At 71.1% G+C, this 13,052-nt stretch carries 11 protein-coding genes and 1 tRNA gene; 6 read left to right on the top strand and 6 right to left on the bottom strand.

The features are described 5' to 3' along the window. Positions 1-266: 266 nt before the first annotated feature. Positions 267-340: transfer RNA gene (locus tag HII36_RS26050), tRNA-Lys, on the bottom strand. A gap of 133 nt (positions 341-473) precedes the next feature. Here HII36_RS26050 and HII36_RS26045 point away from each other — a divergent pair. Continuing rightward, complete coding sequence (locus HII36_RS26045; protein ID WP_173525872.1) at positions 474-1,307, top strand: AAA family ATPase; 834 nt, start codon at positions 474-476, stop codon at positions 1,305-1,307. After that, positions 1,307-2,668 (top strand): vWA domain-containing protein, encoded by a 1,362-nt coding sequence (locus tag HII36_RS26040; protein ID WP_173525871.1) that lies wholly within the window; start codon positions 1,307-1,309, stop codon positions 2,666-2,668. Before HII36_RS26045 ends, HII36_RS26040 begins: the two co-directional genes overlap by 1 nt. Here HII36_RS26040 and HII36_RS26035 read toward each other — a convergent pair whose 3' ends face one another. Beyond that, entirely contained in the window at positions 2,669-3,436 is a 768-nt protein-coding gene (locus HII36_RS26035; protein WP_173525870.1) for a nuclease-related domain-containing protein, read from the bottom strand. Between the two features lie 144 nt (positions 3,437-3,580). Between HII36_RS26035 and HII36_RS26030 the strand changes: the two genes are divergently transcribed. Beyond that, positions 3,581-4,201 carry a TetR/AcrR family transcriptional regulator gene (locus HII36_RS26030; protein ID WP_173525869.1) on the top strand — a complete coding sequence of 207 codons (621 nt, stop codon included), beginning with the start codon at positions 3,581-3,583 and terminating at the stop codon, positions 4,199-4,201. On the opposite strand, the gene HII36_RS26025 is transcribed toward HII36_RS26030, so the two are convergent. From HII36_RS26025 to HII36_RS26015, 3 genes are read right to left on the bottom strand one after another with little or no spacing between them, the layout of a single operon-like run. Beyond that, entirely contained in the window at positions 4,160-5,254 is a 1,095-nt protein-coding gene (locus HII36_RS26025; protein ID WP_173525868.1) for an acyl-CoA dehydrogenase family protein, read from the bottom strand. The two genes, HII36_RS26030 and HII36_RS26025, sit on opposite strands and share 42 nt — an antisense overlap. After that, positions 5,251-6,399, bottom strand: a complete 1,149-nt coding sequence (locus HII36_RS26020; RefSeq protein WP_173525867.1) for an acyl-CoA dehydrogenase family protein — start codon at positions 6,397-6,399, stop codon at positions 5,251-5,253. Before HII36_RS26020 ends, HII36_RS26025 begins: the two co-directional genes overlap by 4 nt. 11 nt (positions 6,400-6,410) lie before the next feature. Beyond that, positions 6,411-7,613: an acyl-CoA dehydrogenase family protein gene (locus HII36_RS26015; RefSeq protein ID WP_173525866.1), complete on the bottom strand. Its 1,203-nt coding sequence runs from the start codon at positions 7,611-7,613 to the stop codon at positions 6,411-6,413. A gap of 107 nt (positions 7,614-7,720) precedes the next feature. Here HII36_RS26015 and HII36_RS26010 point away from each other — a divergent pair, with 107 nt between their 5' ends. Both HII36_RS26010 and HII36_RS26005 read left to right on the top strand, forming a co-directional pair. Continuing rightward, a complete protein-coding gene (locus tag HII36_RS26010) occupies positions 7,721-8,293 on the top strand; it encodes a GNAT family N-acetyltransferase (RefSeq protein WP_173525865.1) in 573 nt (190 codons plus the stop codon). A gap of 24 nt (positions 8,294-8,317) precedes the next feature. Further along, the gene (locus tag HII36_RS26005; protein WP_173525864.1) at positions 8,318-10,729 is read left to right on the top strand and encodes an nSTAND1 domain-containing NTPase; all 2,412 of its coding nucleotides are present in this window, start codon (positions 8,318-8,320) and stop codon (positions 10,727-10,729) included. Between the two features lie 223 nt (positions 10,730-10,952). Here HII36_RS26005 and HII36_RS26000 read toward each other — a convergent pair whose 3' ends face one another. Then, positions 10,953-11,516, bottom strand: coding sequence for a TetR/AcrR family transcriptional regulator (locus tag HII36_RS26000; RefSeq protein WP_328807896.1), 564 nt, complete (start codon positions 11,514-11,516; stop codon positions 10,953-10,955). 86 nt (positions 11,517-11,602) lie between these two features. Between HII36_RS26000 and HII36_RS25995 the strand changes: the two genes are divergently transcribed. Further along, positions 11,603-12,895 carry an FAD-dependent oxidoreductase gene (locus HII36_RS25995; protein WP_173525863.1) on the top strand — a complete coding sequence of 431 codons (1,293 nt, stop codon included), beginning with the start codon at positions 11,603-11,605 and terminating at the stop codon, positions 12,893-12,895. The last annotated feature ends 157 nt before the right edge of the window (positions 12,896-13,052 follow it).

The following is a 13,052-nucleotide window of genomic DNA, read 5'->3' as shown; positions in this document are numbered from 1 at the left end:
GAGTTGTCGTGGATTGCGCGGCCGTGGTCGAGCACGATCACCCCCGATGCGACCTCCGTCGACGACGAACGTGCTCGGTTCCAGGGGCCGGAGATCAGTTTCAGCAGACGGAGGATTGTCTGCCAGCCCGGGTCCGCCACTTCAGACAATCTCCGGCGCCGGTCATCCGGATCGGGACATGCTGCTCCCGGTCGAGCGGCTCAACCCCGCCGGAGCCCTTCGAAAACCAAGAAACCCCAGCTCACTGAGCTGGGGTTTCGGTGCGGTGCGCCGCCAGGGACTCGAACCCCGGACCCGCTGATTAAGAGTCAGCTGCTCTGACCAACTGAGCTAGCGGCGCTTGCAGAGAGGAATATACCGGTACTCCGCATGTAGGTCGAATCGGTTTCCGCGGAGCCGGTGAGGCTAGAATAAAGTTCGGCCCCGGAGGCCCCGCAGGCCACCGGCCCTCCGGCCCGCAGACAGGAGCGTTGATGTTCGACTCGCCCGCCGAAGTGACCGAGCGGCTCGCCGCCGTGGACTACCTCTCCGACGACGCCATCTCCACCTCGGTGTTCCTGGCCGCCGCGCTGGGCAAGCCGCTGCTGGTCGAAGGGCCGGCGGGCGTGGGGAAGACGCAGCTGGCCAAGGCGGTGGCGCTGGCCACCGGCGCCGAGCTGATCCGCCTGCAGTGCTACGAGGGCCTGGACGAGGCCCGCGCCCTGTACGAGTGGAACTACAAGAAGCAGCTCCTGCGCATCCAGGCCACCAGCGACGACGACGACATCTTCAGCGAGGAGTTCCTGCTGGAACGCCCGCTGCTCAAGGCGATCAGGTCCGAGTCGCCGGCCGTGCTGCTCATCGACGAGACGGACAAGGCCGACGTCGAGGTCGAGGGCCTGCTGCTGGAGCTGCTGTCGGACTTCCAGGTGACGATCCCGGAGCTGGGCACGATCAGCGCGGTGCGCAAGCCGTTCGTGGTGCTGACCTCGAACGCGACGCGCGAGCTGTCCGAGGCGCTCAAGCGGCGCTGTCTCTACCTGCACATCGAGTACCCGACGCCGGAGCGCGAGCGCGACATCGTGCTCAGCCAGGTGCCGACGATCCGCGCCGACCTGGCCGAGCAGCTGGCCAGGACGGTGGCCACGCTGCGGTCGCTGGAGCTGAAGAAGGCGCCGTCGGTGGCCGAGACGGTCGACTGGGCCAACACGCTGCTGGCGCTGGGCCGCGAGGACCTGGACGAGGCGACGGTGGCGGGCACGCTCGGGGTCGTGCTCAAGCACGTCTCCGACCAGACCCGTGCGATCAAGGAACTGGGTCTGGGCTGATGTCGCTGGTCGACAGGCACGTGGGATTCGTGCACGCGCTGCGTGAAGCGGGGGTGCCGGTGTCGCTGGCCGAAGGGCTCGACGCGGCCCGCGCGCTGGCGGTGATCGACCTGATCGACCGCGAGTCGCTGCGCGCCGCCTACGCGGCCACGCTGGTGAAGAAGCCGGCCTACCGGCCCGGGTTCGACGTGCTGTTCGACCTCTGGTTCCCGGCCGCCACGTCCGGCAGGTACGGAAAGCGTCAGGAACGCCCGGTGAACCCGGACCAGGCGCCGCTCCCCGACCTGCGCGACTACCTGGCCCACCTCCTCACCGAGGGCACGGAGGCGGAGATCCGGGAGTTCGCCCAGGCCATGGTCGAACGCTTCGGCCGCCAGGAGGCCGGCCCCGGCCGGCAGAACTGGTTCTCCTACAGCGTCCTGCGCGCCCTGTCGCCGGAGACCCTGATGGCCCGCATCCTGCAGCAGGTCCTGGCCGGGCGGGAGCGCGGCGGACTGGCCGAGAAGACCGCCCGCCAGCGCGTGAACGCCGGCATCAAGCGCTTCGAGGACGCCGTGGCCACCGACGTGCGCCGCCGCATCGCCGAGGACTCGGGCATCGAGCGCATCGCCCGCTCGGCCGTCCGCCCGCCGCTCGACCAGATCGACTTCCTCCGCGTAACCAAGGCCGACCTGGCCAGGCTGCGCAGGGAGGTCCACCCGCTGGCCAGGCGGCTGGCCGCACGGCTGACGATCAAGCACAGGAAGGGCAGGCGCGGCCGGCTGGACTTCCGCAGGACCATGCGGGCCTCGCTGCAGAGCGGCGGCGTGCCGCTGACCACCCATTTCAAGCCGCCCCGCCCGCACAAGCCGGAGCTGGTCATCCTCTGTGACACCAGCGACTCGGTCTCGTCGTTCGCGCACTTCACGCTGCTGCTCACGTACGCGCTGCGAGAGCAGTTCACCAAGGTGCGCGCGTTCGGCTTCGTCGACACCGTGGACGAGATCACCAGGTTCTTCGTGCCCGGCGCGGACGTGGTGGAGGCCATGACCCGGCTGGCGAACGAGGCCGACATGGTCAGGTTCGGCCGCACCAACTACGGCCACGCGCTGGAACGGTTCGCCGAGCGGTACGCCGACGCGATCGGCCCCAGGACGTCGTTGCTGATCCTCGGCGACGCCAGGTCCAACTACCAGCCGCCCGCGCTCGACACGCTCAAGTCGCTGGTGTCGCGGTCGCGGCACGCGTACTGGCTGAACCCGGAGCCGCGGCGGCAGTGGGACACCGGCGACTCGGTGGCGAGCGACTACGCCTCGGTCGTGCCGATGCACGAGTGCCGCAACGTCGCCCAGCTCACCGCGTTCATCGAGACCCTGGCCTGATCAGGCCGCCTTCTGCAGCTCCCGCGCCGCCGTGCGGGTGAGCAGTTCGATCTGCTCCCTGCTGTACGCCACGCCCTCGGCGGCGCGGACGACCTTGGCCGCCAGGCCGGGCTTGAGCAGCGTGAGCCCTTCGGCCATCAGCAGCCCGCCGCGCGGCAGCAGGCCGCAGTGCACGGCCAGCATGGGCGCGATCGTCACCGGGATGCCGGTCTCCCTGGTCAGCAGCTCGGCGAACGCCTCGGCGGTGTCGACCAGCGGCTTGGCCACCTTGGTGCCGTATTTCTCGCCGAAGAACAGCCGGCCGTTGTACGAGGCGATCTCGACGTCGGGCGCCCACGACTCGTTGTCGACGATCCAGATGCCGGCCGGGCCGATCACCAGATGGTCGATGGACGCCTGGCCGCGGATGGCCCGTCCGTCGAGCACGCTGTAGCCGAGCTTGCCCAGCGAACGGCGCAGCAGTTTGCCGGTGATCACCTCGCCGCGGCGCTGCCCGCGCCACACGGCGGTCTTGCGGAACGACCGCCAGCCGTAGTACCAATCACCCACGGCCGTGGCGACGGCGAGCACCAGACCGTAGACGGCGCCACCGGCCAGGTCGAACCTGAGCGCGACGGCGAACCCGATGACGAATGCCACGGCCGCCTTGGCCGCTCTGGCCCTACGTCTGCTCTGCGCCCCTTCGCGCCAGTACTTCTCGTAGTACCACTGCGGGGACGCTCCCGTGAACTTCGCGTCCTGCTGCACGTAGATAGAGCCACCGGGCACGGCAAACTCCCCGAATGAGTCGAAAACCATAAGGATCTGCCACGCCGAAGATCCCTCGCCGGTCACCTGATACCCAATACAGAACCAAGGGGAGCCTAAGGTGACGGAATTAGAACCCGCAAGACCATCAACCGACCAGTCGGTATGCTGTGCAGCGTGACCAAGGGGGACCAAGTGAAGGAAGAATCGGTACGGCAGCGGCTGCTGGCCGAGGCGACTCGGCTGTTCGCCGAGCGCGGCTTCGAGAGCACGTCCGTTCAGGAGATCGTGCTCGCGGCCGGCGTCACCAAGGGCGCCATGTACCACTATTTCGACTCAAAAGATGATCTGCTGCACGAGATCTATGCCCGGCTCCTCCGCATGCAGATGGATCGCCTGACCCAGATCGCCGACGGTCCCGGCACGCTCACCGAGCGCCTGCACCGGGCCGCCGCCGACGTCGTGGAGACCACGACCGCGAACCTGGACGACTCCAAGATCTTCTTCAGGTCCATGCACCTGCTCGCGCCCGAGACGCAGAAGAACGTGCGCGCCGAGCGCCGCCGCTACCACGAACGCTTCCGCGACCTGGTCGCCCAGGGCCAGCGCGCGGGCGTCTTCAGCGACAAGGTCCCGGCCGAGCTGGTCGTCGACTACTTCTTCGGCTCGGTGCACCACCTGGGCACCTGGTTCCACGCGGCGGGGCCGCTCACCGGCGCCCAGGTGGGCAAGCACTTCGCCGACCTACTGCTGAGGTCCCTCGGGGCCGGGGACGTCGGCCAGTGAGGCCAGCGCCTCGCGATGGTCGCCCGGCGTGCCGAGCGCGATCTGCGCGGCCTTGGCCCGCTTGAGATAGAGATGCACGGGATGCTCCCAGGTCATCCCGATGCCACCGTGCAACTGCAGCGCCTCCTCCGCCGCGTGCACGGCCACGTCCGCGTTCCACGCCTGGGCCACCGCCACCGACAACTCGGACGGATCCGCCGCCGCGCCACGGGCCGCCGCCCTGGCCCTGACCACGTCCAGCCAGAGATCGGCCAGCCGATGCTTGATCGCCTGGAACGAGCCGATCGGCCGGGCGAACTGGTGCCGCTCCTTGACGTAGGCCAGCGTCGCGTCCAGACACCACTGCGCCATCCCGTACTGCTCGGAGGCCAGCAGCCCGGCGGAGAACCGCAACACCTCGGCCAGGTCGCACGCGCCAACGTCGGCCGCCGGGCCCGGCAGCGTCACGGTCGAGACCGGTCTGGTCAGGTCCAGCGACGGCACCACCTCGACGCTCGCGCCCTCCACCCGGTAGAGCCGCCCGCCGAACGGCACCAGCAGCACGTCCGCCACCTCGGCCCCGGCCACGCCGCGCACCGACCCGGTCAGCCGCCCGTCCTCCAGCCGCACCGAGGAGTTCAGCCCCGGCCGGTACGGCCCCGCCGCGAACGACACCACCAGCGCCGCGGTCTTGCGCCCTTCGGCCAGCTCCGCCAGCAGCTCGCCCGCTCCCCCGGCCCGCACCAGCGCGTACGTCGCCATGACCGAGCTGGTGAAGAACGGCACCGGCGCCACGCCCCGGCCCAGCTCCTCCAGCACCACCGCGACCTCGCTGGCCGAGGCGCCCGCGCCGCCGTGCTCCTCCGGGATGAGCAGCCCGGCCACGCCGATCTCGCCGGCCAGCGTCTTCCACAGGTCCGGGTCGTACACGGAGCTCGCGGAGTCGAGGGGCTCGCGGCGATCCGGCTCGGACTCGATCCGCTTCAGCACCGTGCCGGGCGGGCACCGGTCGGCGAGCAGGCCGCGCACCGCCGCCCGCAGCTCCTCCTCGACCTCGGAATAGAGCAGAGTCATCGCGGCAGGTCCTTCCACGGCACGTCCTTGTCGATACGGGGTTCGGAGGGCAGGCCGAGCACCCGCTCGGAGATGATGTTGCGCAGGATCTCCGAGGTGCCGCCCTCGATCGAGTTCCCCTTGGCGCGCAGGTACCGGTAGCCGGGGCCGCGGCCGTAGAAGTCGACGTCCTCCGAGCGCCGGAACGACCAGTCGTCGTAGCCCAGGTCCCGTCTCATCTCGACGTCCAGACCGGACACCGCCTGGTTCAGCTTGGCGAACGACAACTTCATGCCGGAACCCTCGGGCCCCGGCTGGCCGGCCGCCAGCTGCTCGCGCAGCCGCGCCCCGGACAGCCGCGTGACCTCGGCCTCCACCCACAGCGCGAGCAGCCGCTGGTGCAGGTCGTGGGTGCGCAGCTCGGGCTGTTCGCGCCAGGCGTCGAGCACCGCGGCCAGCATGCCGCCGCCGCGCCGCACCGGCGCGCCGCCGATGGCCACCCGCTCGTTCATCAGCGTGGTCTGCGCCACCCGCCAGCCGTCGCCCACCTCGCCCAGCCGCAGGTCGTCGCCGAGCCGCACGCCGGTCAGGAACACCTCGTTGAACTCGGCCTCACCGGTGATCTGGCGCAGCGGCCGCACGTCCACGCCGGGCGCGTGCATGTCGCAGATGAAGTACGTCATGCCGCGGTGCTTGGGCACGTCCGGGTCGGTCCGGGTGACCAGGATCGCCCAGCGGGCGTGGTGCGCGCCGGACGTCCACACCTTCTGCCCGTCGACCACCCATTCGTCCCCGTCCCTGACCGCCCGCGTGCCGAGCGTCGCCAGGTCGGACCCGGCGCCGGGCTCGCTGAACAGCTGGCACCAGATCTCCTCGCCCGTCCACAGGGGCCGCAGGAAGCGCCGCCGCTGCTCCTCGGTGCCGAACGCGAGGATCGTCGGCGCCGCCATGCCCAGGCCGATGCCCTGGACGCCGGTGTTGAGCTGCGGTGTGTGGGCCAGCTCGCGCTCGACGACCTGCTGCAGCTCGCGCGACACCCCCAGCCCGCCCAGCCCTTCTGGGAACCAGACCCAGGCCAGACCGGCGTCGAACCTGGCACGCAGGAACTCCAGCCGGTCACCGTCGGGGTCGTGCTCGCCGAGGAACGCGGCCACACGCTGCTTCATGTCCGTTTCGTTCACATATACCTCTTGAGTTCGCGGTAGGCGAGGGAACGCTTGTGTACTTCGTCCGGGCCGTCGGCCAGGCGCAGGGAGCGGGCGCCCGCCCAGAGCGCGGCCAGCGGGAAGTCCTGCGAGACGCCGCCGGCGCCGTGCACCTGGATCGCCTTGTCCAGGATCCACTCGACGGTGATCGGGGTGGAGATCTTGATGGCCTGGATCTCGGTGTGCGCGCCCTGGTTGCCGACCGTGTCCATGAGCCAGGCGGTCTTGAGCACCAGCAGGCGCAACTGCTCGATCCTGATGCGCGACTCGGCGATCCAGTCCTGGATCACGCCCTGCTGCGCGATCGGCTTGCCGAAGGCGGTGCGGCCCAGCGCGCGCCGGCACATCAGCTCCACCGCGCGCTCGGCCATGCCGATCAGGCGCATGCAGTGGTGGATGCGGCCGGGGCCGAGCCTGGCCTGCGCGATGGCGAAGCCGCCGCCCTCCTCGCCGATCAGGTTCTCGGCCGGGACGCGGACGTCGGTGAAGACGACCTCGGCGTGCCCGCCGTGGTCGGCGTCGCTGTAGCCGAACACGTGCATGCCGCGCTTGACGTCCAGGCCCGGCGTGTCGCGGGGTACCAGGATCATGCTCTGCCGGCGGTGCGAGGGCGCGTCCGGGTTCGTCTTGCCCATGACGATGAAGATCTTGCAGTTGGGGTTCATCGCGCCGGAGATGAACCACTTGCGGCCGTTGATGACGTACTCGTCGCCGTCGCGGACGATGGAGGTGGCGATGTTGGTGGCGTCGGAGGAGGCCACGTCGGGCTCGGTCATCGCGAACGCCGAGCGGATCTCGCCGTCGAGCAGCGGGCGCAGCCACTCCTTGCGCTGCCAGTCGGTGCCGAACATGGAGAGCACCTCCATGTTGCCCGTGTCGGGCGCGGCGCAGTTGGTGGCCACCGGGGCGAGGGCCGGGCTGCGGCCCATGATCTCCGCCAGCGGGGCGTACTGCAGGTTCGTCAGTCCCGCGCCGTGGTCGCCGGGCAGGAACAGGTTCCACAGGCCGCGCTTCCTGGCCTCGTCCTTGAGGTCGTCGATCAGCGGCGGCGGGCTCCAGCCGCTCGCGGCCGCCTGTTCCTCGAAGGCGGGCTCGGCGGGGTAGACGCATTCGTCCATGAAGCGGAGCAGCCGCTCGCGCAGGTCCTCGGTGACGCTGTCGTAGGCGAAGTCCATGCGTCCGACCCTACCGACCGGCCGGTATGACTGTCGACAGGTGGTTCCCCGCAAACCGGGCAAGGTGGCCCTGATCCGGACTCCGCCCAGCTCATAAGGTGTGCGGCATGACCGCGAAGTTGCCTGCCCCCGTCGTGCTCGAGAACGAGGTCGTCCGGCTCGAGCCCCTGTCCATGGGCCACGTGCCCGACCTGTTCGCCGCGGGAGGCGGGGACGACGAGGTGTGGCGCTGGCTCACCGCCGCCCCGCGTACCGAGGAGGAACTGGGCAAGCTGGCGCGCAAGCTGATCGACGACGACCAGCACGTCCCGCTCGCGGTGATCTCGAAGGAGACCGGCCGCGCGGTCGGCTGGACGACGTACGCCGACGTGCCCGGTTTCGAGTACAGCGTCGAGATCGGCTGGACCTGGTACGGCCGGGCGGTGTGGCGCACGGCCGTGAACACGGCGTGCAAGCTGCTGCTCATCGACCACGCGTTCACGCTCGGCTACAACCGGGTGATGCTCAAGACGGACGTGCTCAACCTCAGGTCGCAGAACGCCATCAAGCGCATCGGCGGTCTGTACGAGGGCACGCTGCGCCGGCACCGCAAGAGGCAGGACGGCACCTGGCGCGACACCGTGGTTTTCGGCATCCTCGAAGAGGAGTGGCCGCAGCACCGGGCGCGCCTGAACCGTTAGCTGAAGGGCGGCATCTAATCCCGCATGACTGATCGGCTGGGGGGCTACTGGCTCGGCGACCGGCTCGGCGACGGCGGGCGGGAGGTCGAGGCGTACGACGAGTCGGGCACGCGTTACGCGCTGCGCATACTCGACGAGCCCGAGGCGGGCGGTCCCTTGGCGGCCGGGGCCGGGGCCGGGGTCGAGGCCGCGATGCGGGTGCGCTCGCTGTCGGTGGCCCGCCTGATCGACGCCCGGCTCGACGCCGCTCCCCCGTACCTGGTCAGCGAATACGTCGAAGGGCCGACCTTGCGCCAGGTCGTCGACCGGCACGGGCACCTGGCCGCCGACGACCTCTACCGGCTGGCCGCCGCCATGGCCACCGCGCTGGCCTCGGTGCACGAGGCGGGCGCGGTGCACGGGCGGCTCACCCCCGACCGGGTCGTGCTCGGCGCGGAGGGTCCGCGGCTGGTCGGGCTCGGGCTCGCGCCCGCCGATCACGTGCCCGCCGACGACGTCCAGGCCTGGGGACGGGTGCTGGCCTTCGCCGCGCACGACCGATTAGCCGGCCGCGAACGTCTCGACCGCCTGTTACGCGAACTGGTCACCGCCGCCATCAAGCCCGACCCCGAACATCGGCCGGACGCCCGCAGGCTCCTGATGGCCCTGCTCGACGCACCGCCGTCGCAGCAGGGCCGCCTGCTGCCGCCGGAGCCGATCGACGACCCGCCGCTCGGGGCCCGCGCGGAAACCCTCTACCTGCAGCTCAGCCGGGCCGACCAGGATCTGGTGCCGGAGGTCTTCCTGCGCCTGGTCGACCTGGACCCGGACGGCACCGACACGGTACGCGCCGCGGCCGGCGAGGACCTGGTGGCCGGGCGGTCCGCGGACGAGGCGGCGGCCATCGAGCGGGTGCTGGAGTCGTACGGGAAGGGTGGGTTGCTGCTCGTCACCGACGAGCGGGTGACGATCACGCCCGCGGCGCTGCTGCGGGCCTGGCCGCGGCTGCACGAATGGCTGGAGGCCGAGCGCGACGGCCTGGCCGTGCACAGGGAGCTGGCGCGGGCGGCGCGCGAGTGGGAGTCCGGCGGACGCCGCGAGAGCGACCTGTTCCGCGACGAACTGCTGGACCGGACGCTCGCCTGGGCCGCCAGCGCCCGCAGGCATGTGACGCTGAGCGCGAGTGAGCAGTCGTTCGTCGACGCCGGTCTCGCCGGGGCCAGACGCCGGGCGCGACGCCGGCGGCGGACGATCACTGCGGCGCTCGCGTCGGTGGCGGCGATCGCGGTGCTGGTCGCCTTCCTGCAGCACAGCGCCGCGGACGGGCGTCTGGACCTGGCCATGGCGAAGGTGGCGGCGTCCAGGGCGGAGGCGCTGCGGCTGTCCGACCCGGTGACGGCGCGCAAGCTCGGCCTGGCCGCGTGGAGCCTGGCCCGCACCCCCGAGGCCCAGCGGGTGCTGACCGCGGCGGCGTCCGACCCGGCGGTGTCGGTGTTCGCCGACCCGCACGCGGGCCCGCGCTCGCTGCACGCGATCAGCCTCGACGGCCAGCGGCTCGCCGCACTCACCGACGGCCGGCTGCGCGTGTACGACGTGCGCTCGCGCGAGATCGTCGCCCAGGCGTCCGAACCGGAGCAGAGCATCAGGGCGATGGCCTGGTCGCCGGACGGCGAGACGCTGGCGCTGGTCGGCGTCGACCGCTCGTACCTGTGGGACACCGGGAGCGCCGCCGTCGGCCCGCCGTTCGGCCGCGGGCTGGGACTGAGCACCCCCGGGCAGTCGGCCTGGTTCAGCCCCGGCGGCGGGCTGCTGTTCGCCGCCGCCCCGCAGTCGGGCGAGAGGTGGGCGTGGGACCTGCGCGCCAGGCGCGCCGTCTTCGCCGGCGAGCACGTGGTGGTGGGGCCGCGCGACGAGGTGTCGCTGGTGTTCGCCGGCAAACGCTCCGAGATCAGACGGGACGGCGCCACGACCCCCGCGCCGTGGCTGGACCGGATGCCCTGGGAGTACACGACGTTCACGCCGAGCGGCCGGGTGGCGATAGCCGAGGAGACCGGCATCCAGATCTACGACCTGGACGGGGTGCCGACGCTGCCGGCCCGCCTGCGTCCCTCGCCCGGCATCCTGCGCTTCAGCGCCGACGGCCTGCTCATGGCCGCCACGGACGCCGACCGGGTACGGGTCTGGCTGGCCACGGACGGGACGCTGCTGCTGGACAGGCAGGTACCGGCGGCCGGCGTGGACCGCCCGGCGGTGGCCGTGCCGGTGCACGGAGGGCGGTGGCTGCACGTGCTGAGCGACCGGGGGACGGTGATCACGATCGACCTCGCACACGCGGCGCCGAAGGATCTCGGGCGGGCGGTGGCGGGGGTGTGTGAGAAGTACGGGGGGCTTTCGCCGGAGGAGTGGGGACGACACCTACCCGAACTCCAATACCGCCCCACCTGCCCGACCACATGACCCGAGCACCAACTCACGACCGACCTCCATAACCCGTCCCGCCCCACACAACGGAAACCCGCACAACGGGAGACCCACACGACGCGAACCTCGGGACGCGAACCCACGGGACGCGAACCCCCGGGGACGCGAACCCGCAGGACGCGAACCCGCAGGAGGGGACCTCAGGACGGAGGGCCACAGGACGGAGGGCCACAGGACGGAGGGCCACAGGACGGGGACGTCAGGAGTGGCGGCCGAGCATGCCGGACAACAACTCGCGGAACGCCTCCCGAAGGTCGTCGAAGGTCGGTTCGCTGCCCGCCCCCGCGATCGCGTCGAACATCAGCCCCTCGCCGAACGCCACCAGTTGCCGCGCATGCCGTAGCGGGTCCGTCGAACCGACGGCGGCCAACAAGCCGACGGCCGGGTCGCGGAAGCGGCGCCCGGCCTCGTCGTAGATCTTGCGGAGTTCGGGCCGGCGCGTCGCCTCCAGTGCCAGCTCGTACCGGGCGAGCGTGCGGTTACGGTCGCTGAGCTGCACCTGGATGGCCTCGGCCAGCAGCGCCGCCAGGTCGGGCGAGGCGGACGCGTCGGCACGCAGCGCGCTGGAGACCGCCTCGTGTTCGAGGTCGGTGAGCCGCGACAGGGTCAGCTCCAGCAGGGCCGCCCGCGTCCTGGCCAGGTTGGACGTGGATCCCGGCGGCAGGCCCGCGACCTCGTCGACGGCCCGATGGGTCAGGCCGCGCATGCCGCGCTCGGCCAGCAGGGCGATCGCCGCGTCGGCGACGGTGTCTGAGCGTTTCACGATCCAGATACTACAGAGGTAGTGCACACCGACTACAGCCGTAGTATGGTGAAACTACAGACGTAGTTAACGAGCAGGAGGCTGCAATGCCCAAGGCCGTAGTGATCGGAGCCGGCGTCGGCGGGCTGACCACGGCGATCGCGCTCCAGCGCAAAGGCTGGGACGTGACCGTGCTGGAACGCGCACAGTCGATCGACCCGGTGGGTTCGGGGTTGGCGATCGCCGCCAACGCGCTGAAGGCACTCGACACGCTGGGACTCGGCGACCGGCTCCGCTCGCTGTCCCGGGTGCAGGGGCAGGCGGGGATCCGGCGTCCTGACGGACGCTGGCTGGTGCAGACCACCGAGGACAACGCCCGGGAGCGGTACGGGGACTCGGTGGTGGTCGCGTTGCGTGCGACGCTCATGGACATCCTGGTGGGCGCCCTCGCCCCGGACGCCCTGCGCCTGAACACCGCCGTCACAGCCGTGGACCCGGCGACGGGCATCGTCCACACCGCCCCGGCGAACAACCCAAGCCTCCCCGACACCTGGGCCGGGACAGGGACGGGTACTGGAACCGGTGATGGAGTCGGGGAGTTGGTGGCGGATCTGGTGGTCGCGGCCGATGGGATTCACTCGGTCACCCGGCGGACGATCTTCCCCGCGCACCCCGGCCCCAGGTACTCGGGGGTGACCGCGTGGCGGGGGCTGGTGCCCAGTCCGGGGCTGCGCATTCCGAGTTCGGAGTCGTGGGGCAAGGGGCTGGTGTTCGGCAGTCACCAGGTGGCCGACGACCTCGTGTACTTCTACGCGACCGACCTGTCACCCGCGGGCGCCGTTCACGAGGACGAGCGGGCGGAGCTGCTGCGCAGGTTCGACGACTGGCACGACCCGATTCCGCAGTTGCTGCGTGACGCCGATCCCGCGCGGATCATCCGCAACGACGTGTACTACCTGGACACCCCGTTGCCCGCCTACCACAGCGGCCGGGTGGCGCTGGTGGGCGACGCCGCGCATCCGATGACGCCGAACCTCGGGCAGGGCGCCTGCCAGGCCATCGAGGACGCCATCGTGCTCGCCCACCTGGTGGACGGCGATGTCGCCGGCGGGCTGGAGGCGTACACGGCTGCCCGGCTCGAGCGGACGTCGAAGATCGTCAGCCGCAGCATGTCCGTGTGCCGGGCCACCAAGGTGCGCAACCCGGTCGCGGTCCGGGTGCGGGATGCGGCCATGTCGCTGGCCGGGAAGCTCAGCTCGGACCGGATGCTGAAGTCGATGGACGATCTGCTGGGATGGCAGCCCCCCATCTCCTCCTCAGCCGCCCCCACTGCCGCCACCGATCCAGTCACCGGCCCGACGGGCGCGCAGGGTAACGCGACGCCTTCACGCCGCCGCTGAAAGCCCGAACGGCAGTGGAAGCCCCGCCCGCGAATGCCCGGACGGCGCTGAAGGTCCCGCCGGCGAACGCCCGAGCGTCGAAAGCGCCGGTCGCGAAATCCGAGCGTCGAAACCCCGGTCGCGAAAACTCATCGTCGAAGGCCCTGCCGGTGAAGGC

Origin of the sequence: Nonomuraea antri, from assembly GCF_013283785.1 — a bacterium.
In the GTDB taxonomy this organism is placed as follows: Bacteria; Actinomycetota; Actinomycetes; order Streptosporangiales; family Streptosporangiaceae; genus Nonomuraea; species Nonomuraea antri.
Note: the sequence above shows the minus strand (reverse complement) of the source record. Positions and strands in the feature narration are given on the sequence as shown.

Excerpts from the sequence above, each read along its gene's own strand:
- HII36_RS26040 (WP_173525871.1), top strand. The coding sequence starts at position 1,307 with ATGTCGCTGGTCGACAGGCACGTGGGATTCGTGCACGCGCTGCGTGAA.
- HII36_RS26015 (WP_173525866.1), bottom strand. The coding sequence starts at position 7,613 with ATGGACTTCGCCTACGACAGCGTCACCGAGGACCTGCGCGAGCGGCTG.
- HII36_RS26025 (WP_173525868.1), bottom strand. The coding sequence starts at position 5,254 with ATGACTCTGCTCTATTCCGAGGTCGAGGAGGAGCTGCGGGCGGCGGTG.
- HII36_RS26030 (WP_173525869.1), top strand. The coding sequence starts at position 3,581 with ATGCTGTGCAGCGTGACCAAGGGGGACCAAGTGAAGGAAGAATCGGTA.
- HII36_RS26020 (WP_173525867.1), bottom strand. The coding sequence starts at position 6,399 with ATGAAGCAGCGTGTGGCCGCGTTCCTCGGCGAGCACGACCCCGACGGT.
- HII36_RS26045 (WP_173525872.1), top strand. The coding sequence starts at position 474 with ATGTTCGACTCGCCCGCCGAAGTGACCGAGCGGCTCGCCGCCGTGGAC.
- HII36_RS25995 (WP_173525863.1), top strand. The coding sequence starts at position 11,603 with ATGCCCAAGGCCGTAGTGATCGGAGCCGGCGTCGGCGGGCTGACCACG.
- HII36_RS26010 (WP_173525865.1), top strand. The coding sequence starts at position 7,721 with ATGACCGCGAAGTTGCCTGCCCCCGTCGTGCTCGAGAACGAGGTCGTC.
- HII36_RS26005 (WP_173525864.1), top strand. The coding sequence starts at position 8,318 with ATGACTGATCGGCTGGGGGGCTACTGGCTCGGCGACCGGCTCGGCGAC.